General features: G+C 71.3%; 21 protein-coding genes. 17 read left to right on the plus strand and 4 right to left on the minus strand.

From position 1 onward, the window contains the following. Positions 1 to 21 precede the first annotated feature (21 nt). The 4 genes from ACTJKJ_RS22640 (at position 22) to ACTJKJ_RS22655 (ending at position 2,548) form a co-directional block, all read left to right on the plus strand. Positions 22 to 669, plus strand: coding sequence for a septation protein A (locus tag ACTJKJ_RS22640; protein WP_091734050.1), 648 nt, complete (start codon positions 22 to 24; stop codon positions 667 to 669). After that, the gene (locus ACTJKJ_RS22645; protein ID WP_440822224.1) at positions 666 to 992 is read left to right on the plus strand and encodes a BolA family protein; all 327 of its coding nucleotides are present in this window, start codon (positions 666 to 668) and stop codon (positions 990 to 992) included. Before ACTJKJ_RS22640 ends, ACTJKJ_RS22645 begins: the two co-directional genes overlap by 4 nt. Positions 993 to 1,064: 72 nt before the next feature. Then, positions 1,065 to 1,862 carry a peptidylprolyl isomerase gene (locus tag ACTJKJ_RS22650; protein WP_440822226.1) on the plus strand — a complete coding sequence of 266 codons (798 nt, stop codon included), beginning with the start codon at positions 1,065 to 1,067 and terminating at the stop codon, positions 1,860 to 1,862. 125 nt (positions 1,863 to 1,987) lie between these two features. Continuing rightward, entirely contained in the window at positions 1,988 to 2,548 is a 561-nt protein-coding gene (locus ACTJKJ_RS22655; RefSeq protein WP_091734054.1) for a DUF2062 domain-containing protein, read from the plus strand. Positions 2,549 to 2,686: 138 nt separating this feature from the next. Here ACTJKJ_RS22655 and ACTJKJ_RS22660 read toward each other — a convergent pair whose 3' ends face one another. Further along, the gene (locus ACTJKJ_RS22660) at positions 2,687 to 3,382 is read right to left on the minus strand and encodes an ABC transporter ATP-binding protein (RefSeq protein ID WP_440822229.1); all 696 of its coding nucleotides are present in this window, start codon (positions 3,380 to 3,382) and stop codon (positions 2,687 to 2,689) included. Between ACTJKJ_RS22660 and ACTJKJ_RS22665 the strand changes: the two genes are divergently transcribed. The 8 genes from ACTJKJ_RS22665 (at position 3,381) to ACTJKJ_RS22700 (ending at position 11,927) form a co-directional block, all read left to right on the plus strand. Beyond that, entirely contained in the window at positions 3,381 to 4,076 is a 696-nt protein-coding gene (locus tag ACTJKJ_RS22665) for an arylesterase (protein WP_254783600.1), read from the plus strand. The two genes, ACTJKJ_RS22660 and ACTJKJ_RS22665, sit on opposite strands and share 2 nt — an antisense overlap. Positions 4,077 to 4,193: 117 nt before the next feature. Beyond that, positions 4,194 to 5,825, plus strand: coding sequence for a sulfatase-like hydrolase/transferase (locus tag ACTJKJ_RS22670; protein ID WP_440822231.1), 1,632 nt, complete (start codon positions 4,194 to 4,196; stop codon positions 5,823 to 5,825). A gap of 236 nt (positions 5,826 to 6,061) precedes the next feature. Then, positions 6,062 to 6,610, plus strand: a complete 549-nt coding sequence (locus ACTJKJ_RS22675) for a cysteine hydrolase family protein (protein WP_297383937.1) — start codon at positions 6,062 to 6,064, stop codon at positions 6,608 to 6,610. A 64-nt stretch (positions 6,611 to 6,674) separates the two neighbouring features. Beyond that, entirely contained in the window at positions 6,675 to 7,964 is a 1,290-nt protein-coding gene (locus ACTJKJ_RS22680) for an NRAMP family divalent metal transporter (protein ID WP_440822234.1), read from the plus strand. 9 nt (positions 7,965 to 7,973) lie between these two features. Next, positions 7,974 to 9,071 (plus strand): tetratricopeptide repeat protein, encoded by a 1,098-nt coding sequence (locus ACTJKJ_RS22685; protein WP_440822236.1) that lies wholly within the window; start codon positions 7,974 to 7,976, stop codon positions 9,069 to 9,071. Between the two features lie 13 nt (positions 9,072 to 9,084). Beyond that, a complete protein-coding gene (locus ACTJKJ_RS22690) occupies positions 9,085 to 9,570 on the plus strand; it encodes a hypothetical protein (RefSeq protein ID WP_440822238.1) in 486 nt (161 codons plus the stop codon). A 58-nt stretch (positions 9,571 to 9,628) separates the two neighbouring features. Further along, positions 9,629 to 10,492: a LysR family transcriptional regulator gene (locus ACTJKJ_RS22695; RefSeq protein WP_183480980.1), complete on the plus strand. Its 864-nt coding sequence runs from the start codon at positions 9,629 to 9,631 to the stop codon at positions 10,490 to 10,492. A 133-nt stretch (positions 10,493 to 10,625) separates the two neighbouring features. Further along, on the plus strand, positions 10,626 to 11,927 hold the full coding sequence (locus ACTJKJ_RS22700; protein WP_440822240.1) for an aspartate aminotransferase family protein: 1,302 nt from the start codon (positions 10,626 to 10,628) through the stop codon (positions 11,925 to 11,927). An 18-nt stretch (positions 11,928 to 11,945) separates the two neighbouring features. Here ACTJKJ_RS22700 and ACTJKJ_RS22705 read toward each other — a convergent pair whose 3' ends face one another. Both ACTJKJ_RS22705 and ACTJKJ_RS22710 read right to left on the minus strand, forming a co-directional pair. Further along, the gene (locus ACTJKJ_RS22705; protein ID WP_091734067.1) at positions 11,946 to 12,206 is read right to left on the minus strand and encodes a VF530 family DNA-binding protein; all 261 of its coding nucleotides are present in this window, start codon (positions 12,204 to 12,206) and stop codon (positions 11,946 to 11,948) included. 37 nt (positions 12,207 to 12,243) lie between these two features. Then, positions 12,244 to 13,104: an IclR family transcriptional regulator gene (locus ACTJKJ_RS22710; protein WP_440822242.1), complete on the minus strand. Its 861-nt coding sequence runs from the start codon at positions 13,102 to 13,104 to the stop codon at positions 12,244 to 12,246. Positions 13,105 to 13,257: 153 nt separating this feature from the next. Between ACTJKJ_RS22710 and ACTJKJ_RS22715 the strand changes: the two genes are divergently transcribed. The 5 genes from ACTJKJ_RS22715 to fahA all read left to right on the plus strand — a co-directional run bounded on the left by ACTJKJ_RS22715 (position 13,258) and on the right by fahA (position 19,136). After that, on the plus strand, positions 13,258 to 14,220 hold the full coding sequence (locus ACTJKJ_RS22715; RefSeq protein WP_440822244.1) for an MBL fold metallo-hydrolase: 963 nt from the start codon (positions 13,258 to 13,260) through the stop codon (positions 14,218 to 14,220). 166 nt (positions 14,221 to 14,386) lie between these two features. Next, positions 14,387 to 16,171 (plus strand): FAD-dependent oxidoreductase, encoded by a 1,785-nt coding sequence (locus ACTJKJ_RS22720; RefSeq protein ID WP_440822246.1) that lies wholly within the window; start codon positions 14,387 to 14,389, stop codon positions 16,169 to 16,171. Continuing rightward, the gene (locus ACTJKJ_RS22725) at positions 16,162 to 16,410 is read left to right on the plus strand and encodes a DUF2783 domain-containing protein (protein ID WP_440822248.1); all 249 of its coding nucleotides are present in this window, start codon (positions 16,162 to 16,164) and stop codon (positions 16,408 to 16,410) included. The genes ACTJKJ_RS22720 and ACTJKJ_RS22725 overlap by 10 nt, the downstream gene beginning before the upstream one ends. Then, positions 16,397 to 17,752: a homogentisate 1,2-dioxygenase gene (gene hmgA / locus ACTJKJ_RS22730; RefSeq protein WP_440822249.1), complete on the plus strand. Its 1,356-nt coding sequence runs from the start codon at positions 16,397 to 16,399 to the stop codon at positions 17,750 to 17,752. The genes ACTJKJ_RS22725 and hmgA overlap by 14 nt, the downstream gene beginning before the upstream one ends. Before the next feature lie 61 nt (positions 17,753 to 17,813). Continuing rightward, the gene (gene fahA, locus ACTJKJ_RS22735) at positions 17,814 to 19,136 is read left to right on the plus strand and encodes a fumarylacetoacetase (protein ID WP_440822251.1); all 1,323 of its coding nucleotides are present in this window, start codon (positions 17,814 to 17,816) and stop codon (positions 19,134 to 19,136) included. Positions 19,137 to 19,175: 39 nt separating this feature from the next. On the opposite strand, the gene pdxR is transcribed toward fahA, so the two are convergent. Then, a partial coding sequence (pdxR, locus tag ACTJKJ_RS22740; protein WP_440822253.1) for a MocR-like pyridoxine biosynthesis transcription factor PdxR occupies positions 19,176 to 20,379 on the minus strand: 1,204 nt, incomplete at its 5' end.

The following is a 20,379-nucleotide window of genomic DNA, read 5'->3' on the forward strand; positions in this document are numbered from 1 at the left end:
CGCTGCCGAACTGGTTCCTGAATGAAGCTGTTGCTCGATTTCCTGCCGCTCCTGCTGTTCTTCGTCACGTTCAAGTACGCCGATGGGCAGCCGGAGTGGGCAGCGGCCTTCGCGACCGAGCACCTGGGTTTCCTGGTCTCCGGCGGCAAGGTCGGACCGACCGAGGCGCCGGTGCTGCTGGCCACCCTGGTCGTGATGTTCGCCACCATCGCCCAGGTGCTCTACCTCAAGCTGCGCCGCCGCAAGGTCGACCTGATGCTGTGGGTCAGCCTGGGGCTGGTGATGACGCTGGGCGCGGCCACCGTCTACTTCCACAACGAGACCTTCATCAAGTGGAAGCCGACGATGCTGTACTGGGCGTTCTCCGCGGCCTTCCTGGTCAGCCATCTCTTCCTCGGCAAGAACCTGCTGCGCAAGATGCTGGGCGCCGAGCTGCACCTGCCGGATCCGGTCTGGGCGCGCCTGAACTGGGCCTGGGTGACCTTCTTCGCCGCGATGGGTTTTGCGAATCTTTACGTCGCTTACTCGTACAGCACCGAGGCCTGGGCCAACTTCAAGGCCTTCGGGTCGACGGGGCTGATCCTGCTGTTCACGCTCGGCCAGGGCGTCTACATGAGCCGGCACCTGCCACAGGAGAGCGAGGCGCCGGCCGAGGAGACCAAGCCATGAGCGGCGGCGCGGGACCTTTTCCCTCGTCTGCGCCGAACCCGGCGGCGACGCCGTCGGTCGAGATCGAGGCCCGGCTGCGGGCCGCGCTGGCGCCGGTCTCGCTCTCGCTGCGGGACGACAGCGCCCACCACGCCGGTCACGCCGGTGCCCGCGAGGGCGGCCACTATTACCTCGAAATCGTGAGCCCGCGCTTTGCCGGTTTACCCAGGGTGGCGCGGCATCGGCTCGTATATCATGCGCTCGCCGATCTGATGCAGAAGGGCATTCACGCGCTGGCCATCGATGCCCGCGCGCCCGACGAACAGCAGAAACCAGGTCCCTAGTAGCGCCGCCTGCCGGCGCTTTGTTTTGGAGCGTTCGCGCTCACCCGGGAGTCGAAAGGCCCTTTACCCATCATGAAGAAGTTTGTGCTTGCCGCCACCGTGGCGGCCATCGGCGCCGTGTCCCTGCCGGCCATGGCCCAGAACATCGCGATCGTGAACGGCAAGCCCGTGCCCAAGGCCCGCGCCGACGTGCTGATCAGCCAGATCACGAAGGCCGGCCAGCCGCGCAGCCCGGAAATGGAATCGAAGGTGAAGGACGAGGTCGTCCTGCGCGAGATCTTCCTGCAGGAAGCCGAGAAGCGCGGCCTGAACAAGACCGACGACTACAAGAACCAGATGGAACTGGCGCGCCAGTCCCTGCTGATCCGCGAGCTGTTCTCGGACTACGCCAAGAAGAACCCGGTCAGCGAAGCCGACGCCAAGGTCGAGTACGAGAAGTTCAAGGCGCAGGCCACCGGCACCGAATTCCACGCCCGCCACATCCTGGTGGAGAAGGAAGAAGACGCCAAGGCGCTGATCAAGCAGCTCAACGGCGGCGCGAAGTTCGAGGACGTCGCGACCAAGAACTCCAAGGACACCGGCTCCGCCCAGAACGGCGGCGACCTGGGCTGGTCCGCCCCTGACGCCTACGTGCCCGAGTTCAGCGCCGCGATGGCCAAGCTCAAGGCCGGCGAGATGACGCAGGAGCCGGTCAAGTCGCAGTTCGGCTTCCACATCATCAAGCTGGAAGAGACGCGCCAGGCGCAGTTCCCGGCCTTCGACGACGTCAAGGGCCAGATCATCCAGCGCATGCAGCAGCAGAAGGTCGCGGAGTTCCAGGAAGAACTGCGCACCAAGGCCAAGACCGACTACAAGTTCTCCGCGAACTGATCGTCGTTCCGACCGGTCTTTGCTGTACCGTTCGAAGCCCGCGCCGCTGCTTGGCAGCCGCGCGGGCTTTTCACATCTGACGTTCCCCATGTCCGCGGGCATCGCGCCCCTCTGAGCTCTCCTCCATGACGGCTTCCCGACTTGCCCGCCGCCTGCTGCCTTCGCCGGAGTCCCTGGAACAGACCAAGGGGCTGAAGTGGCTCGGCCATTACCTGCGCGAGCGGCCCTGGCTGTGGGTGGCGCACCGCCGGCGCGTGGCGCTGGGGGCGGCGCTGGGGCTGGCGGTGGGCGTGATCCCGCTGCCGACGCAGATGCTGCTGGCGGCCGTCGTGGCGATCGTGTGCCGCGCCAACGTGGCCGCGGCGATCGCCGCCACCTGGCTGACGAATCCGCTGACGCTGGTGCCGATCTGGACGCTGGCGATCTTCCTGGGCCGCCAGGTGCTGGGCATTCACGGTCCGATTTCCGCGCCGAGGGAACTGGCGCTCAATTGGGGCGATCCGGCCAGTTGGTGGCCGGCCATCGGCCAGTGGCTGTCGGAGCTCGGCGCGCCGCTGCTGGCGGGCCTGCCGCTGGCGGGCCTGCTGCTGGGCGCGACGCTCTACGTCGTGGTCTACGTGGGCTGGTGGGCCGTCATCCGCCTCGAGCGCCGCCGGCGCCTGCGCGAACGCGCGCTACGCCTCTGATCCTCCCCCGCCGTCCTCGGTCTCAAAACCGCCGAAGGACACCGCTGGTTGGGGACGGTGGGCCTTGGGGTTCCGGCGCTTGCCGCCGGGGCCCCAAGGCCCAGCGGCCAACGCACCGGTCTCAGCAGGCTGACAACCTCACGCCGGCAGATCCGCCATCGTGATGTCCTGCAGATGCCCCGCCGAGATCCTGAGCTGCCGCTCGCAGCGCGCCGCGATGGCCTGGTCATGGGTGACCATCACCAGCGTCGTTCCCAGTTCCCGGTTGAGCTCGAACATCAACGCCATCACCTGCTCGCCGGTCGCGTAGTCGAGGCTGCCGGTCGGCTCGTCCGCGAGCAGCAACGCCGGCTGCTGCACGAAGGCCCGCGCCAGCGCCACGCGCTGCTGCTCGCCCCCCGACAGCACCCGCGGATAGTGCGACAGCCGCTGCCCCAGCCCGACGCGCTCGAGCATCTGCCGCGCCTGCGCGCGGGCATCGCGTTCGCCGCGCAGCTCCAGCGGCAGCATCACGTTCTCCAGCGCCGTCAGGTGCGCCAGCAGCTGGAAGCTCTGGAACACGAAGCCCAGGTGCGCGCCGCGCAGCGCGGCGCGGCCGTCCTCGTCGAGCGCGAACATGTCCTGCCCACGCAGCCACACCGTGCCTTCGGACGGCGTGTCCAGGCCCGCGAGGATGGACAGCAGCGTGCTCTTGCCCGAGCCCGAGGCGCCGACGATGGCGACCGACTCCCTGGCCTGCAGCTGGAAATTGATGTCATGCAGAATGGTCAGCACGCCGTCGGCATCCTGGACCGACTTGCTGACGTGATCGACTTCGAGGATGTTCTGAGCCATGAATCAACCGCAGATGCGCCGCCGTGAATGGATGTTGCACTGTAGCGCCTGTGTCGCGACCCTCGCCGTGGCGGGGGCCCTGCCCGGGCCTGTCGCGGCGCAAGGCCGCACCGAAGGCGGCGCGGCCGCGGCGCGGGCACCGCGTCGCATCCTGGTGCTGGGCGACAGCCTGTCGGCCGAGTACGGCCTGGCCCGCGGCAGCGGCTGGGTGGCGCTGCTGGAGGCGCGGCTGAAGGCGCAGAAGCTGGGCGCCGAGGTGATCAACGCCAGCATCAGCGGCGACACCACTTCGGGCGGGCGCTCGCGGCTGCCGGCGCTGCTGCAGCAGCATCGGCCGACCCACCTGATCGTGGAGCTCGGCGGCAACGACGCGCTGCGCGGGCTGCCGCTCAAGATGACGCGCGAGAACCTCGCGGCGATGGTCCAGGCCGGCAAGGCGGCCGGCGCGAAGGTGATGCTGGTCGGGATGCAGATCCCGCCAAACATGGGCGCGAGTTATGCGCGCGATTTCGAGAACAGCTTCAAGACGGTCGCGCAGGCGGAGAAGGTGCCGCTGCAGCCCTTCCTGCTGGCCGGCGTGGCCGACCGGGCCGATGCGGCGGACTGGTTCCAGGGTGATCGCATCCACCCGCTGGCCAAGGCGCATCCGGTGATGCTGGACAACGTCTGGCAAGTCCTGCGGCCGATGCTTTGACGAAACGCACCGGCCGCGCCGGTGCACCGGGAAATGCGAGGGCCGTCGGCGGGATCGCCGGCTGAGGCTTGCGAGAGATCTCCTAGACTCGCGCCCGCTCGCCTTCGACCCGTGCCGATGTCCCCCTTCAAGACCTTCCCCGTCGGGATCCGTGCCTGGATCCCGGTCCTGTTCCTGTGCGCCGCCTGCGCGGCCGCGATCGCGGCCGGCCATGACGGACGCCGCGCATGGCAGATGATGCTGCTCGCCCTGCCGGTGCTGCTGTGGCTGTGCTGGCCGGTCGTCGGCCCGGCCTGGCGGCGGGTGCGCGCGGTGGTGGCCTTCGCGGCGCTGGCCGGCTTCCTGGTCGACGGCGCGCTGCGGGCCTTCCTCCAGCACCAGTACCAGGCCGCACCGGACAGCACGCTGGTGCTGGGGGCGATGGCGAACACCTCGCCGCGTGAATCGCTCGAATACCTGAGCTCGCAATTGCCCGCGATGACCGCGGCGCTGCTCGCACTGCTGGCCGCGCTGACGCTGACCGGCGTCGCGATCCATCGCGCGGCGCGGGCGCCCGTCGCGCTGTCCCGGCCCACGCGCCTCGTGCTGGTCGGACTGCTGGCGCTGAGCGCCCTCGCCCACCTCAGCAAGCCGTGGCGACGACACCATCCGCTGCTGTTCTGGCCGACCTGGACGCAGCAGGTCCTCGACCTGCGCGCCGCGTGGGGCGACCAGCAGCTGCAGCGCGCGCGGCTGATGCGCAATGCGCAGGCCGCGTCGCCCGCGGTGGCGACGGACGCGCCGTCGACGGTGGTGCTGGTGCTCGGCGAGAGCGTCAACCGCGACAACATGAGCCTCTACGGCTACGCCCGGCCGACGACGCCGGAGCTGATCGCGCTGAGCGCGGAGGAACGCGCCCGGCTGCTCACGCTGCGGCACGCGTGGTCGACGCAGGCGACGACGGTGGCCTCGCTCGCCGGCCTGTTCAGCTTCGGCGAGCGCGACGAGGACGATCCGGCCGGCGACACGCAGCACCTGCTCGCGCTGGCGCGCGGCGCCGGCTACAAGGTCTGGTGGATCAGCAATCACGATGACGTGGCGGTCGACCAGCAGCATGCGCGGCTGGCCGACGCGGTGGAGATGATCAACCGGCAGCCGGGACGCTCGTCGGGCTCGCTGGACGGCGAGCTGCTGGACGAGGTCGAGCAGGCGCTGGCCGACCCCGCGCCGCGCAAGCTGGTCGTGGTGCACCTGCTGGGCGCGCATCCGCATTACCGGCTACGGATGCCGCCGGGCGAGCATCCGTTCGACGCCGGCGGAGACGCCGTCGATGCCGCGATGACGCGCGACGGCCGCGCCACCTGGGTCCGAGAGTTCCGCCAGGACTACGACGCAGCGATCCGCTATCACGACCGCATCGTGGCCGAGACGCTGCGGATGACGCGCCGTCACCTGCCCGCCGGCGGCCGAGCCGCGTGGATGTTCCTGTCGGACCACGGCCAGGAAGTGGGCCACACGCTGGACCACGCGGGACACAGCCCGGGCACGGCGTCGGGCTACCGCATCCCGGCGCTGCTGTGGCGCAGCGACGCGGCGTTCGACGCGCCCGCCGCAGCCCGCCCCTTCCGCGCCGACTGGGCCGGATGGACGCTCGCCGACCTGATGCGGCTGCGCTGGTCCGGCATGCGCGACGAGCGCAACGTGCTCCACGTCGCCTACGCCTGGGAGCCGCCCGCGCTGCCGGTGAAGGACATCGTGTTCGACCGGTAGCCGGCGCGCGGCGGTCGCGGCGCACGCCGCGCGTCCGCGCCCACCGGCACCCACGGCCCCTCGGCCTGGCCGCTTCACGCGGGCATTCCACTTGCCGTTTCCTTCCCCAGCAAGGAGCACGGCATGAAGCGATCCGCGAGCGCCCCCCTCACCGTCCTCGACCCGTTGGCGGGCCCCCAGCGCCGAGCCAATCGCCGCGTCTCGCGCGGTGGGTCGACTTCAAGCCGGGAGATGTGATGGCCGCCGCCTCGCGAAAAGTCCTGCTGCTGGTCGACTTCATCAACCCGCTGCGATTCGACGGCGCGGAGGACCTCGCGCCGGCGGCGATCGAGGCCGCCACCGCCGCCGCCGCGCTGAAGCGGCGCTACCGCCGCGACGGCTTCTGCACGCTCTACGTCAACGACAACTTCGGCCAATGGCGCTCGGACTTCCGCACGCTGCTGCGCGAATGCCGGCGCGGTGGCGGCGCGGCCGCGAAGCTGGCGCGCCTGCTGGCGCCGGACGAGGAAGACCTGATGGTGCTCAAGCCGCGGCATTCCGGCTTCCACGCGACGCCGCTGGAACTGCTGCTGGCGCAGCTGGGCGCGCGCGAGCTCGCCATCACCGGCTTGGCGACCGACTACTGCGTCCAGTGCACGGCGATGGATGCCTACGTGCGCGGCTACCGCGTCTGGGTGCCGGCCGACTGCACGGCCGCCGAAAGCCCGGAGCGCAAGCACGCGGCGCTCGACTGGATCCGTCAGGCGCTGAAGGCCAGCATCGCGCCGTCGACGCGGCGCGCCTGAGTGCGCTCCCCGCCGGGCACCATGCTTGCCCAGTGGCTCCCGTCGTTGTCGCGGGAGATGCCGGTTGCCGAAGGACCCGATCCGCCGCCCCTGGTGGGCCCAGCTTGGCCCCGGCCTGATCACCGGCGCCGCTGACGACGACCCGAGCGGCATCGCGACCTACTCGCAGGCCGGCGCGCAGTACGGCTACACCGTCGGCTGGACCATCCTGGTGACCTTCCCGCTGATGGTGGGCATCCAGCTCGCCAGCGCGCGCATCGGTCGGATCACCGGCAAGGGCCTGACCGAGAACTTCGCCAAGCTGTGCCCGCGCTGGCTGGTGATGGCGCTGGTCGGGCTGCTGGTCGTCGCCAACGTGATCAACCTCGGCGCCGACCTCAGCGCGATGGGCGACGCGATGAGCCTGGCCGTCGGCGGTCCGCCGGGCGCCTACATCGTCGCCTTCGCGCTGCTGTCGCTGCTGTTGCAGGTCCTGTTGCCCTATGAGCGCTACGTGCGGCTGCTCAAGTGGCTGACGCTGTCGCTGCTGGCCTATGTCGGCGTGGGATTCGCCGCGCAGGCGGACTGGGCGCTCGCGCTGCGCTCGCTGCTGCTGCCCGCGATGCACTGGGACCGCGAGTCCACGACCATGGTCGTGGCGATCCTGGGCACGACGATCAGCCCCTATCTCTTCTTCTGGCAGGCCGGCCAGGAAGCCGAGGAGATCCGCCGCATCGACGCCGACCGCCCGCTCGCCGTCGCGCCCGAGCAGGCGAAGCGGCAGTTCCGGCGGCTGCGGACCGACACCCTGGTCGGCATGGGTTTCTCCAACCTGATCGCGTTCTTCATGATCGTGGCGACCGCCGCGGCACTCCACGCCCGCGGCGTGAGCGACATCCAGACCACCGCCCAGGCCGCCCAGGCGCTGCGACCGGTCGCGGGCGACTTCGCCTTCGTGCTCTTCGCCGCCGGCATCGTGGGCACCGGCTTCCTGGCGCTGCCGGTGCTGGCCGGCTCGGCGGCCTACGCGGTCGCCACGCTGGCCGGCGTGCGGCGCGGCCTGGACCGCCCGCCGCGGACCGCCAAGGCCTTCTACGCCATCCTGGGCGGCGCCATGCTGCTGGGCCTGACGCTGAGCCTGGCCGGCTTCAACCCGATCAAGGCGCTCTACTGGTCGGCGGTGATCAACGCCGTCATCTCGGTGCCGATCATGGTGACGGTGATGATCGCCGCCTCACATCCGTCCATCGTCGGCGCGCTGCGCTTGCCGCCGCTGTGGCGCACGCTGGGCTGGCTCGCCACCGCGGCGATGGCGCTGGCGACGCTCGCGATGGTCGTCCTGCAGACTTCCAGCACCCTCGGGGCCGGTCGCTAGACTGGCCCGATGAGCACCCCCACCGCCCCGCTGCACGACGCCTGGACCCTGCGCCTGGACGAGGTCTGGCGCCGCGCGCCCGCCCTGTCCGGCGCGCAACTGGTCGCCGAGATCGACGCGCTCGCCGCCGAGCGCCCCGCCGACGACGGTCGCGCCCTGTTCGAACGCGCCTGCGCGCGCGACACCGCCGGCCTCGAAGCGCAAGCCGAGCCGCTGTACCGCGCCGCGCTCGAGAGCGGCCAGCTCGATCCCTACCGGCGCACCCGCGCGGTGATCCAGCTGGGCAGCACCTTGCGCTGGCTCCAGCGGCTGGACGAGAGCGAGGCGCTGCTCGCCGGCGAGCTCGCCCACCACATGCAGCCCGGCCACGACCGTCCGCTGCATGACGAGGCCCGCGCGCTGCTCGCGCTCACCTACGCCGCCCAGGGCCGCGGCGCCGAGGCCGCCGGGCTCGCGCTGGCCACGCTGGCGCCGCGCCTGTCGCGCTACAACCGCTCGCTGCTGGCCTGCGCCCGGCAGCTTGCCGGCGAGGTCTGGGACGACGGCGACGCCGCGCCCACCGGTCCCGCGCCGGTCGAGCTCGTCGAGGGTCGTTTCCTGCTGCGCCCCTATCGGCCCGGCGACCTGCCGGACTTGGTCGCCGCGGTGCGTGAGTCCCACGTGTCCATCGGCCGCTGGATGGCCTGGGCCCACGCGGACTTCTCCACCAGCGACGGCGCCGCATGGCTGGACCATTGCGCGCGCGGCTGGCAGTCGGGCACCGCCTTCGAGTTCGGCATCTTCGACCGCGACACCGGCGCCTTCATCGGCGCCGGCGGGCTCAACTCGCTGCATCCGGTGCATCCGTTCTGCAACCTCGGCTACTGGGTGCGCAGCGCCTGCCAGGGCCAGGGCGCGGCCTCGGCCGCGGTGCGGGCGCTCGGCCGCCATGCCTTCGAGCGCCTGAAGCTCGCCCGCGTGGAGATCGTCGTGGCCGACGGCAACGCGGCCAGCCTGGCGGTCGCGCGCCGCTGCGGCGCCCATTACGAGGGCCTGCTGCGCCAGCGCATCCGCGGCACCGACGGCTCGGCGTGGGACGCGCACATGTTTTCGCTGACGGCGGCGTGATACCTTCGTCCGGATGAGCACGCACCTCCCCGACGACACCACCACCCCGATCCAGGAACCCCGCCTGTGGCGCGACGAGCGCTGGACCGCGCAGGTGATCAAGAACGAAGACGACGAAGGCTGGGCCGTGGCGATGACGCTGGCCGGCGAGTCCGAACCCGCGCTGGTCGGCCCCTGGACCATGGGCCGCGACAAGAAGAACCCCAAGCCGCTGGACGCGGCGGCCTTCCACACGCTGGTGAAGACCGCCTCCGAGGTCCTGCGCCGCCATGAGCAGCAGCTGCATGCCCAGCTGCACAAGAGCCTCAAGCTCGACACCGGGACCGGACGGCTGCACATCCTGCTGGACATCGTCCCGGACGAGGACAACCCCTATGCGCTGCTGAGCGCCCGCGACGAGCAGGACGAGCTGGTCGCCCAGGTGCGCGTCGCGGCCAACTTCCGCCTCACCGGGGCGAGCGCCGCCGCCTGGGTCGAGAACGACTTCCTCAAGCCCTGAAGCGCTGGCCCTGGCGCTGGCGCGCCACGGCGCCGCTCCGATCGCGACCTTCCCTGCCGTGACCACCTTCCTGGACTTCGACCTGCTGCGCAGCCTGCTGGCCGTGGCCGAGACCGGCTCGCTGGGCAAGGCCGGCTCGCGGGTGGGCCGGACGCAGTCCGCGATCAGCATGCAGATGCAGCGGCTGGAGGAGGTCGCCGGCCAGCCGCTGCTGCACCGGGGGGCGCGCGGCGTGACGCTGACGGCCGCCGGCGAGCGCCTGGTGGTCCACGCCGGCGAGCTGCTGCGCCGGCACGACGAGGCGCTGGCCGAGCTGCGCGGCGCGCGCATGTCCGGCGTGCTGCGCTTCTGCTGCCCGGAGGACTACGCGGTCGCCCTGCTGCCGCACCTGCTGCAGGGTTTCGCGAGCCTGCATCCGCAGGTGCAGATGGAGGTCGTGTGCGCGCCCACGCCGCGCCTGCTGGAGCTGCTGGCGCGACATGCCGCCGACCTGGCGCTGGTGTCGATCCAGGACGGCGCCGAGGGCGTCGGTGGCGAGGTCATCCGACGCGAGCCGCTGGTCTGGGTGGCGCGGCGCGGCGCCGCGGTGGCCGGCCTGACGCCGCTGCCGCTGGCCCTGGGCGCGCCCGACGCGCTGGACCATGTGCTGGCGAAGCGCGCGCTGGAGGCGCAGGGCCGGGCGTTCCGGATCGCGCATGCGAGCAGCAGCCTGGCCGGGCTCGTCGGCATGGCGCGCTCGGGACAGGCGGTGACGGTGCTGACCCGAACCGCCGTGCCCGACGACCTGGAGATCCTCGACGAGGCCCACGGCCTGCCGCCGCTGCCCGCGGTCGCGCTGACGCTGGCCTTCGACCGGGAGCGGCCGACGCCGCTGACCGCCGCGTTCGCGGCGCACGTGCGGAAGTTCCTGCCCACCGCCTGACCCACGCGCCGTTCGTCGCCGAGCCGGGTCGCCGCTCCCCTGCGCCGCTGATGGATCGCATCAAAACAATTGGCTTCCGCGGCGAAGGCCCGCTCCGTACGCTCGCCGGGTTCATCGTTGATGGGAGGACCCGATGTCACGCAATGCCGACCCGAGCTTCTGGGCGCGTTCACGCCAGCACCTGATCCGCTACGGCGGCAGCTTCGAGCCGCTGATCATCGAGCGCGCCCGCGGCAGCTTCGTCTACGACGCCGACGGCCGCGCGATCCTGGACTTCACTTCCGGCCAGATGAGCGCGCTGCTCGGCCATGGGCACGCGGAGATCGCCACGGTCATCGCCGAGCATGCCGCCGGGCTGGACCACCTCTTCAGCGGCATGCTGAGCCGCCCGGTGGTCGACCTGGCGACCCGCCTGGCGGAGGTCGCGCCGGCGGGGCTCGAGCGGGCGATGCTGCTGAGCACCGGCGCCGAATCGAACGAGGCGGCGATCAAGCTGGCCAAGCTCTACACCGGCCGCTACGAGGTGGTGGGCTTCGCGCAATCCTGGCACGGCATGACCGGCGCGGCGGCCTCGGCGACCTACTGCGCCGGCCGCAAGGGCTACGGCCCGGCGGCGGTCGGTTCCTTCGCGATTCCCGCGCCCAATCCCTACCGGCCGCGCTTCGGTGGCCTCGGCGCCGAGGCCTGGGAGGCCGAGCTGGACTACGCCTTCGACCTGATCGACCGGCAGTCCAGCGGCAACCTGGCGGCCTTCATCGCCGAGCCGATCCTGAGCTCGGGCGGCCTGATCGACCTGCCGCCCGGCTACCTGCGCGCGCTGCAGCAGAAATGCCGCGAGCGGGAGATGCTGCTCATCGTCGACGAGGCGCAGACCGGCATCGGGCGCACCGGGATGATGTTCGCGTGCGAGCGCGACGGCGTGACGCCGGACATCCTGACGCTGTCCAAGACGCTGGGCGCGGGCATTCCGCTGGCGGCGGTGCTCACCACCGCCGAGATCGAGGAGCGCTGCCATGAGCGCGGCTTCCTCTTCTACACGACCCATGTCTCCGACCCGCTGCCGGCCGCGGTCGGCCTGAAGGTGCTGGAGATCGTGGCGCGGGACGGGCTGGTGGCGCGCGCCCGGGTCGCCGGCGCGCGGCTGGAGGCGGGCCTGCGCGCGCTGCAGCGCGAGTTCGACTGCATCGGCGACGTGCGGGGCCGCGGGCTGCTGCTGGGCGTGGAGATCGTCCGCAGCCAGGCCGGCAAGGAGGCCGCGCCGGAGCTGGGCGCCGCCATCACCCGGGCCTGCATGGCGCGGGGATTGAGCATGAACATCGTGCAGCTGCCGATGATGGGCGGCGTCTTCCGCATCGCGCCGCCGCTGACCGTCAGCGACGAGGAGATCGACCTGGGCCTGTCGCTGCTCAAGCAGGCGATCGAGGAAGTGATCTGAAACCGGTGCGGCGCGTGCTCACGGACGCGCGTTGCGCCGCTGCTCCCGCAGCATGAACAGGTAGAGCCCCTCCACTTTCTCCCGCGCCCAGGGCGTCTTGCGCAGGAACTTGAGGCTGGACTTGATGCTCGGCTCGAAGGCGAAGCAGCGCAGCGGGATGCGCGCGTCCAGGCCGTCCCAGCCATAGGCCTCGACCAGCGCGGTCAGCAGCGCTTCCAGCGTCACGCCGTGCAGCGGATTGCGGGGTTGGGCGGGGGGAGTCGGGACGGGGTCGGTCATCCGGCGATTGTCGTCGCGGCGGCCTCGATCGACAGGGTCAGCCGGCAGCCGCCACGGGGAAACGTCCGCCGATCTCGCGCATCAGCTCGGTCGCGGCGGCGGTGAGGCCGCGCGCGACGGCGCCATCCCAGGCCGCGTCGAACGCGCCCGACGGGCCGATCGCCGTCAGTGCCAGCGCCATCTGCGCGTCGCTGTCGAAGACCGGCACGGCCAGCGCGCTCACCCCTTCGACGATGCCGCCGACGGAGCGGTGCATCGCGCGCGTGCGGATCTCCTCCAGCGTCCGCGCGAAGGCAGCCCAGGGCGGCACCTCCTGCGGCCGGTCGTGGCGGCCGACGCGGGCCAGGTCCGCGGGCCCCTTGCGGCGCGCCTCGGCCAGCATCGCCTTGATCTCGGGCTCCGGCCGGTAGGCCGCGAACAGCGGCCCCGACGCGGTGTCCGACAGCGACACCACCGTCCCGTGCCGCATCGTCACATGCACCGCCGCGGGCGACGCGGCGGTGCGCACGATCGTCGCGCCCTGCGAGCCCCATACCGCGATGGCCGCGGTGTGGCCGATCTCCTCGGCCAGCGCGTCCAGTCGCGCCGTCGCCAGCCGGACCGGATCGATCTGCTGGATGCCGATCAGCCCCATCTCCATCGCCAGCGGACCCAGGCCGTAGTAGCCGGTCGCCGGGTCCTGCCGCATCAGGCCGAGCTTGCAGAAGCTCACCAGGTAGGGATGCGCCTTGGCCGGGCTCATCCCGGCGGCCTGCGACAGCACCTTCAGCGGCAGCGGCTGGCCGCGCGCAGCGGCGGCCTTCAGCAGCCGGCCGCCGACCTCGATGCTCTGGATACCGCGCCGGTCCTCGCGGTCCTCGCGCTCATCTCGGTCGTCGGCAGTGTCTTCGGTGCTCATGCTTGTCTCGGTCAATGGCGGGGCGCAGTATCCATCGCGGCCGCGGCCGCCGCGATTCAGCATTGTTGAACACATTCAGCTAACCGGCTATATTCGCGATCAACAAATCAATTCTGCTTTGCTGAATTTCGCAAGCAGACGCCAGGAGACCTCATGACCCAGCCGACCAAGCAGTTCGCCAGCCACGCCGACGTCGAGGAGAAGCAGGTCTCCTTCGTCAAGCTCAGCGACAACGCCTACGCCTACACGGCCGAGGGCGATCCCAACACCGGGATCATCATTGGCGACGACGCGGTGATGGTCATCGACACCCAGGCCACGCCGGTGATGGCGCAGGACGTCATCCGCCGCATCCGCGAGGTCACCGACAAGCCGATCAAGTACGTGGTGCTCAGCCATTACCACGCGGTCCGGGTGCTGGGCGCCTCCGCCTATGCGCCGGAGCAGGTGATCGCCAGCCGCGACACCTACGACCTCATCGTCGAGCGCGGCGAGCAGGACAAGGCCAGCGAGATCGGCCGCTTCCCGCGCCTGTTCCGCAATGTCGAATCGGTGCCCGCCGGGCTCACCTGGCCCACGATCACCTTCCAGGGCGCGATGAGCCTCTGGCTGGGCCGGCTGGAGGTGCAGCTGCTGCAACTCGGCCGCGGGCACACGAAGGGCGACACCGTCGCCTGGCTGCCGGAGCAGAAGATCCTCTTCTCCGGTGACCTGGTCGAGTTCGACGCCACGCCGTATGCCGGCGATGCGTATTTCGCGGACTGGCCGCAGACGCTGGACAACATCGCCCGGCTGGAGCCGCGGGCGCTCGTTCCGGGGCGTGGCGCGGCGCTGACGACGCCGGAGTCGGTCGCGCAGGGGCTGGCGGGGACCCGCAGCTTCATCGCCGACCTGCATGCGTCGGTGAAGGCCGGCGTGGCGGCGGGCAAGGACCTGAACGCCGTCTACAAGGACACCTTCGCGGTCATGAAGCAGAAGTACGGGCACTGGGTCATCTTTGATCACTGCATGCCGTTCGATGTGACGCGCTGCTATGACGAGGTCACCCGGTTCCGCGATCCGAGGATCTGGACCGCGGAGCGGGATCAGGAGATGTGGAGGACCTTGGAAGGCTGATGGCCCTCACCCCCGCCCTCTCCCGCAAGCGGGAGAGGGAGTCCGACCGGCTGACTGCTGCCCTGGGGAGATTCGACCGGCTGACTGCTGATCCAGGGAAATTCGACCGGCTGAAGGGATCTCCATGGAAGACCGGGCGGCTGGCCGCTGGGCCAGGAACACCTCGATGAATGCCAATCCGACCGTGGCGTCGCCCGACGTCGACTACCAGCGCATCGTCTATCCGTACCGTCGCAGCGCGGACCAGGACGCGCATGCGCGCGGCGACGTGGCGCGGCATCCGGTCGTCGTCGTGGGCGCGGGGCCGGTGGGGCTGTGCGCGGCGATCGACCTCGCGCTGCAGGGCGTGCCGGTCGTGCTGCTGAACAACGACGGCCGGCTGTCGGTCGGCTCGCGCGCGCTGTGCTTCGCCAAGCGGACGCTGGAGATCCTCGACCGACTGGGCTGCGGTCAGCGGCTCGTCGACAAGGGCGTCTCCTGGGGCGTGGGCCGGGTGTTCTTCCGTGACGCGCAGGTCTACCAGTTCGACCTCCTGGCCGAGTCCGGCCACCAGCGCCCGGCCTTCGTCAACCTGCAGCAGTACTACGTCGAAGGCTTCCTCGTCGAGCGCGCCCTCGAACTGCCGCTGCTGGACCTGCGCTGGCACCACGGCGTCACCGGCGTCGAGCCGCGCGACGACCACGTCGCATTGACCGTCGAGACGCCGGACGGGCCCTACACGCTGCTGGCCGACCATGTCGTCGCCTGTGACGGCGCGCGCTCGACGGTCCGTCGGCTGATCGGCCAGGAGAGCCACGGTCGCACCTTCCAGGATCGTTTCCTCATCGCCGACGTGCGCATGAACGCGCCCTTCCCCGCCGAGCGCTGGTTCTGGTTCGATCCGCCCTTCCACCCCGGCCAGAGCGTGCTGTTGCACCGCCAGCCCGATGGTGTCTGGCGCATCGATTTCCAGCTCGGCTGGGAGGCCGATCCGGAGCTGGAGAAGCAACCCGAGCGCATCCTGCCGCGGGTGCGCACGCTGATGAGGGAGGCCTCGCGCGCCGCGGGCGGCGACGGCGCGGTGCCGGACATCGAGCTCGTCTGGGCCAGCGTCTACACCTTCGCCTGCATGCGCATGGACAGCTTCCGCCATGGCCGCATCCTTTTCGCCGGCGATGCGGCGCATGGTGTCTCGCCCTTCGGCGCGCGCGGCGCCAACTCCGGCATCCAGGACGCGGACAACCTCGCGTGGAAGCTGGCGGCGGTCGTGCAGGGCCGCGCGCCGCTCGCGCTGCTCGACGGCTACGCCCGCGAGCGCGAGCTCGCCGCGGACGAGAACCTCCTGCACTCAACGCGCTCCACCGACTTCATCACGCCCAAGAGCGAGATCAGCCGCGTCTTCCGCGACGCCACGCTGACGCTGGCCAAAGATTTCGACTTCGCCCGCCGCCTGGTCAACAGCGGCCGCCTGTCGATGCCGACCACCCAGTACGGCCAGCCCGCCCCCGACGCACCGATCCGTATCGATGGCCATGACGACTGGCTGCTGCGCCAGATGCGTCCGGGCCGCTTCACCGCCCTCGTCTTCGACACCCCGCCCCCCACGGAGCGCGAACAGCGAGTCTCACTGGGGCCGGAATGGGGCTTGGGGGTCCAGGAGGGATCCCCCATGCCCCGTGGAGAGCCCGCGCCTGGCCTCCCGCAGGTCGACGTGGCAGTCCGCCCACTGCGGGAACTGCCCCACCTCCCGCACGAGGACGTGCCTGTGCTCCTGCGCATCAACGACGGGTCCGACCCCCACGGCCTGGTCCGCGCTCGCTACGACGCCGAGCCGGGCCTTGTGGTTCTGCTGCGTCCGGACCAGCATGTCTGCGCCCGCCTCCGCCACCCGACCGCGGCCGAGCTCCACTCGGCCCTGCGCCGCGCGCTGGCGCACGATGCCGCCCTCGAGGAGACGCCCACATGCCGCTGATCACCTCGCCCAATATCGACGCCGGCGACGACTTCTACGAAGCCTTGCTCGCCGCGCATCAAGGTCTCGAACCCGCGCAAAGCCACGCCTTCAACGCCCGGCTGATCCTGCTGCTTGCCAACCACATCGGCCGTCAGGACGTGCTGCTCGAAGCGCTGGCTGCGGCCGCCCGTTCCACTTCCAGCGATGCCCCGCCCGCGGGCGCCGCTTCCCACGAGGACCCGCATGAACGCACCTGAGCCCCTTCGCGCGACCGAGCCCGGCGCCGTCGCGCCGAACGCGCCCCGCTACCAGAGCGGCTTCGGCAACCAGTTCGAGACCGAGGCGATCCCCGGTGCCCTGCCGCGCGGCCGCAACAGCCCGCAGCGCGCGCCGATGGACCTCTACCCGGAGCTGCTCTCGGGCAGCGCCTTCACCGCGCCCCGGGTCGAGAACCGCCGCACCTGGTTGTACCGCCGGCAGCCGTCGGTGGTGACCGGCGCCTTCCATGCCTACGAGCAGCCGTTCTGGACCAGCGGTGCCGCCGGCGGTGTCGCGGCGCCGCCCGATCCGCTGCGCTGGCATCCGTTCCCGATGCCGGACGATCAACCGGGCGCGACCGGCGTCGACTTCATCGACAGCCTCAAGACCATCGTCAGCAACGGCGACCCCGATGCGCAGACCGGCATGGCCGCGCTGATCTACGCCTTCAACCGTCCGATGATGCGCCGCGCGCTGATGAATGCCGACGGCGAGATGCTGATCGTTCCGCAGCAGGGCGGACTGCGGCTCACGACGGAGATGGGCGTGCTGGACGTCGTGCCCGGCGAGATCGCGCTGATCCCGCGCGGCGTGACCTTCCGGGTCGAGGCGCACGACGGCGCGGCCCGCGGTTATGTCTGCGAGAACTACGGCGCCGCGTTCCGGCTGCCGGAGCTCGGCCCGATCGGCTCCAACGGCCTGGCCAATCCGCGCGACTTCCTCGCGCCCGTGGCCGCGCACGAGCCCGAGGGTGCGCCTTACGAGGTCATCCGCAAGACCGGCGGCGCGCTGTGGCGCAATGCGCAGGCGGTGACGCCGTTCAACGTGGTCGCCTGGCACGGCAACCTGACGCCGCTGAAGTACGACACCGCGCACTTCATGACGATCGGCTCGATCAGTTTCGACCATCCCGATCCGTCGATCTTCACCGTGCTGACCTCGCCCAGCGACACGCCCGGCACCGCCAACTGCGACTTCGTGATTTTTCCGCCGCGCTGGCTGGTGCAGGAGGACACCTTCCGTCCGCCCTGGTACCACCGCAACGTGATGAGCGAGTTCATGGGCCTGATCCACGGCCAGTACGACGCCAAGCCCGAGGGCTTCCGCCCCGGCGGCGCCAGCCTGCACAACTGCCTGGTGCCGCACGGCCCCGATGCTGACGCCTTCGAAGCGGCGAGCACGCGGACCCTCACGCCGCAGAAGCTCGATCACACGCTGGCCTTCATGTTCGAGAGCCGCTGGCGCTTCCGCCCGTCCGAATGGGCGCTGCGTGGTGGCGCGCTCGACGCGGACTATGCCGCCTGCTGGGGCGGGTTGAAGGACAAGTTCAAGCCGGCGTGAGCGTCGCCGCTCGCGCGCCGGGAGCGCTCTCAAGCACACGAACAACGAAAGACCTGATCCGATGACCGACCTCGACCACACCCACGACCCGGCGCTGCGCAGCTGGGTCGCGTCCGCGAATGCTGCAGACACCGACTTCCCGATCCAGAACCTGCCGCTGGGCATGGCCCGCGCCGCCGGCTCGACCGGCGCCTTCCGCCCGGTGACGGCGATCGGCGACCAGGTGCTGGACCTGATCGCCGCGGCCGAGCTGGGCGCGCTGTCGGACGCGCTCGGCGCGGTCCTGCGCACCTGCGAGGGCCTCGGCCTGAATCCGCTGATGGCGATCGGCCCCGGCCTGCGCCGGCAGCTGCGGCATGAGCTCGTCGCGGCGCTCCAGGACGATGCCGGGCCGAAGCAGGCCGCCCAGCTGGCGCCGGCGCTCAAGCCGATGAGCGAGGTCGAGATGACGCTGCCCTGCCGCATCGGCGACTACACCGACTTCTACGCCGGCATCCATCATGCGACGGCCGTGGGCAAGCTCTTCCGCCCCGACAACCCGCTGCTGCCCAACTACAAGTGGGTGCCGATCGGGTACCACGGGCGCGTGTCGTCGATCGGCGTCAGCGGGCAGACCTTCCGCCGCCCGCTCGGCCAGACCAAGGCGCCCGAGGCCGAAGCGCCGGGCTTCGGCCCGGTCAAGCGGCTGGACTATGAGCTGGAGGTCGGCGCGCTGGTGGCCACCGGCAACGAGCCGGGCCGTCCGGTCCCGATCGACGAGGCGGAGCAGCACCTGTTCGGCCTGGTGCTGTTGAACGACTGGTCCGCCCGCGACCTGCAGGCCTGGGAGTACCAGCCGCTGGGTCCGTTCCTGGCGAAGAGCTTCGCCACGACGATCTCGCCGTGGGTGATCACGATGGAGGCGCTGGCGCCGTTCCGGCGCGCCTTCACGCGGCCCGAAGGCGATCCGCAGCCGCTGCCCTATCTGGACGGCGCCGCCAACCGGGAGCGCGGCGCCATCGGCATCCGTCTGGAGGTCCACCTGCAGACGCGCGCGATGCGCGACGCGGGCCAGGCGCCCGCGAAGCTGATGGCCTCGGACTTCGCCGATGCCTACTGGACGGTCGCGCAGATGCTGACGCACCACGCGAGCAACGGCTGCAACCTGCAGCCGGGCGATCTCTTCGGCTCGGGGACGATGTCCGGTCCCGCGGCCGACCAGGGCGGCTCGTTGCTGGAACTGACCCAGGGCGGCAAGCAGGCGATCACGCTGCCCGGCGGCGAGCAGCGCACCTTCCTGCAGGATGGCGACAGCGTGGCGCTGGTCGGCCGCTGCGAGGCGCCGGGGCGGCGCGCGATCGGCTTCGGGCCGTGCGTGGGCACGGTGATGCCGGCGGTGGCCTGAGGGGTCGCCGGGCCGCCGAGCCGATCGGGCAGCGTCGTCTCAGGGCATGGCGCGCGCGAGCGCCTGCCCCGCCGCCCGCACCGCCTGCACGATCTGCTCGACCTCGACGCAGCCGTAGCCCATGCACAGCCCGTGCACCGACGGCTTGCCCAGCGCGTACGCGGACAGCGGCAGGACGCCCGGCATGTGCTGCTGGACCACGTCCAGCAGCGCCGGCATCGCCGCCGGCCGGCGGACCCGCACGCTCAGGTGCAGGCCGGCCGCGCCGGGCAGCACCTCCACCCAGCGGCCCAGCGCCGCGTCCAGTCCCTTGACCAGCGCTTCCCGGCGCTGCCGGTAGATCGGCCGCATGCGGCGGATGTGGCGCGCCAGATGCCCGTCCGCGATGAAGGCGGCCAGCGTCGCCTGGGTCACCGCGTCGCCGTGTGAATCGCTCGTGCGCCGGATGTCCACCAGGGCATCGCGCGCCCAGGGCGGCGTCACCACGAAACCCTTGCGCAGCGACGGGAACAGGCTCTTCGAGAACGTGCCGACGTAGAAGACCCGCCCCTCGCGATCGAGCGTCTGCAGCGCGTCCTGCGCATGGGGCTCGAACTGGAACTCGCCGTCGTAGTCGTCCTCCACGATCACCGCGCCGAGCTCGCGCGCGCGGGCCAGCAGCGCCTGGCGCCGCGCCGCGGACATCACCGCGCCGGTGGGCATCTGGTGCGACGGCGTCACGCAGATCACCTTCACGCCGTCGGGCAGGCGGTCCACGCGCAGACCCTCCGCATCGACCGGCACTCCGACCAGCCGTGCGCCGGCCGCGGCGAAGGCCGCGCGTGCCGGCATGTAGCCGGGGTTCTCGAGCGCCACCATCGTGCGCCCCGGCGTCACGAGCAGCCGGGCCAGCAGGTCGAAGGCCTGCTGCGCGCCGGAGGTGATGAGCAGGTCCCCGGGCTCGCAGACCACCGCGCGGACGAAGGCCACATGGCCGGCGATGGCCTCACGCAGCGCCGGCAGCCCTTCCGCCGGCCCGTACAGGAAGGACGATCGCGCCAGGGTGCGCAGTGCCCGCGCCGTCAGTCGCCGCCAGGTGTCGTGCTCGAAGCCGCGGTCCTCGGGGACGCCGGTGCGGAACGAGCGCGCCGGCAGCGGCCGCGCGTGCGCGATGCGCGGCGCGGGCTGTCGCCAGGCGGGAGCGATGCGGAGGTCCTCCGCGCGGCTCACCGTCGACACCCCGCCCCGTGCCGCCGCGCGCCGC

The sequence above is a fragment of the Roseateles sp. 22389 genome (assembly GCF_052044995.1).
GTDB lineage: Bacteria > Pseudomonadota > Gammaproteobacteria > Burkholderiales > Burkholderiaceae_C > Roseateles.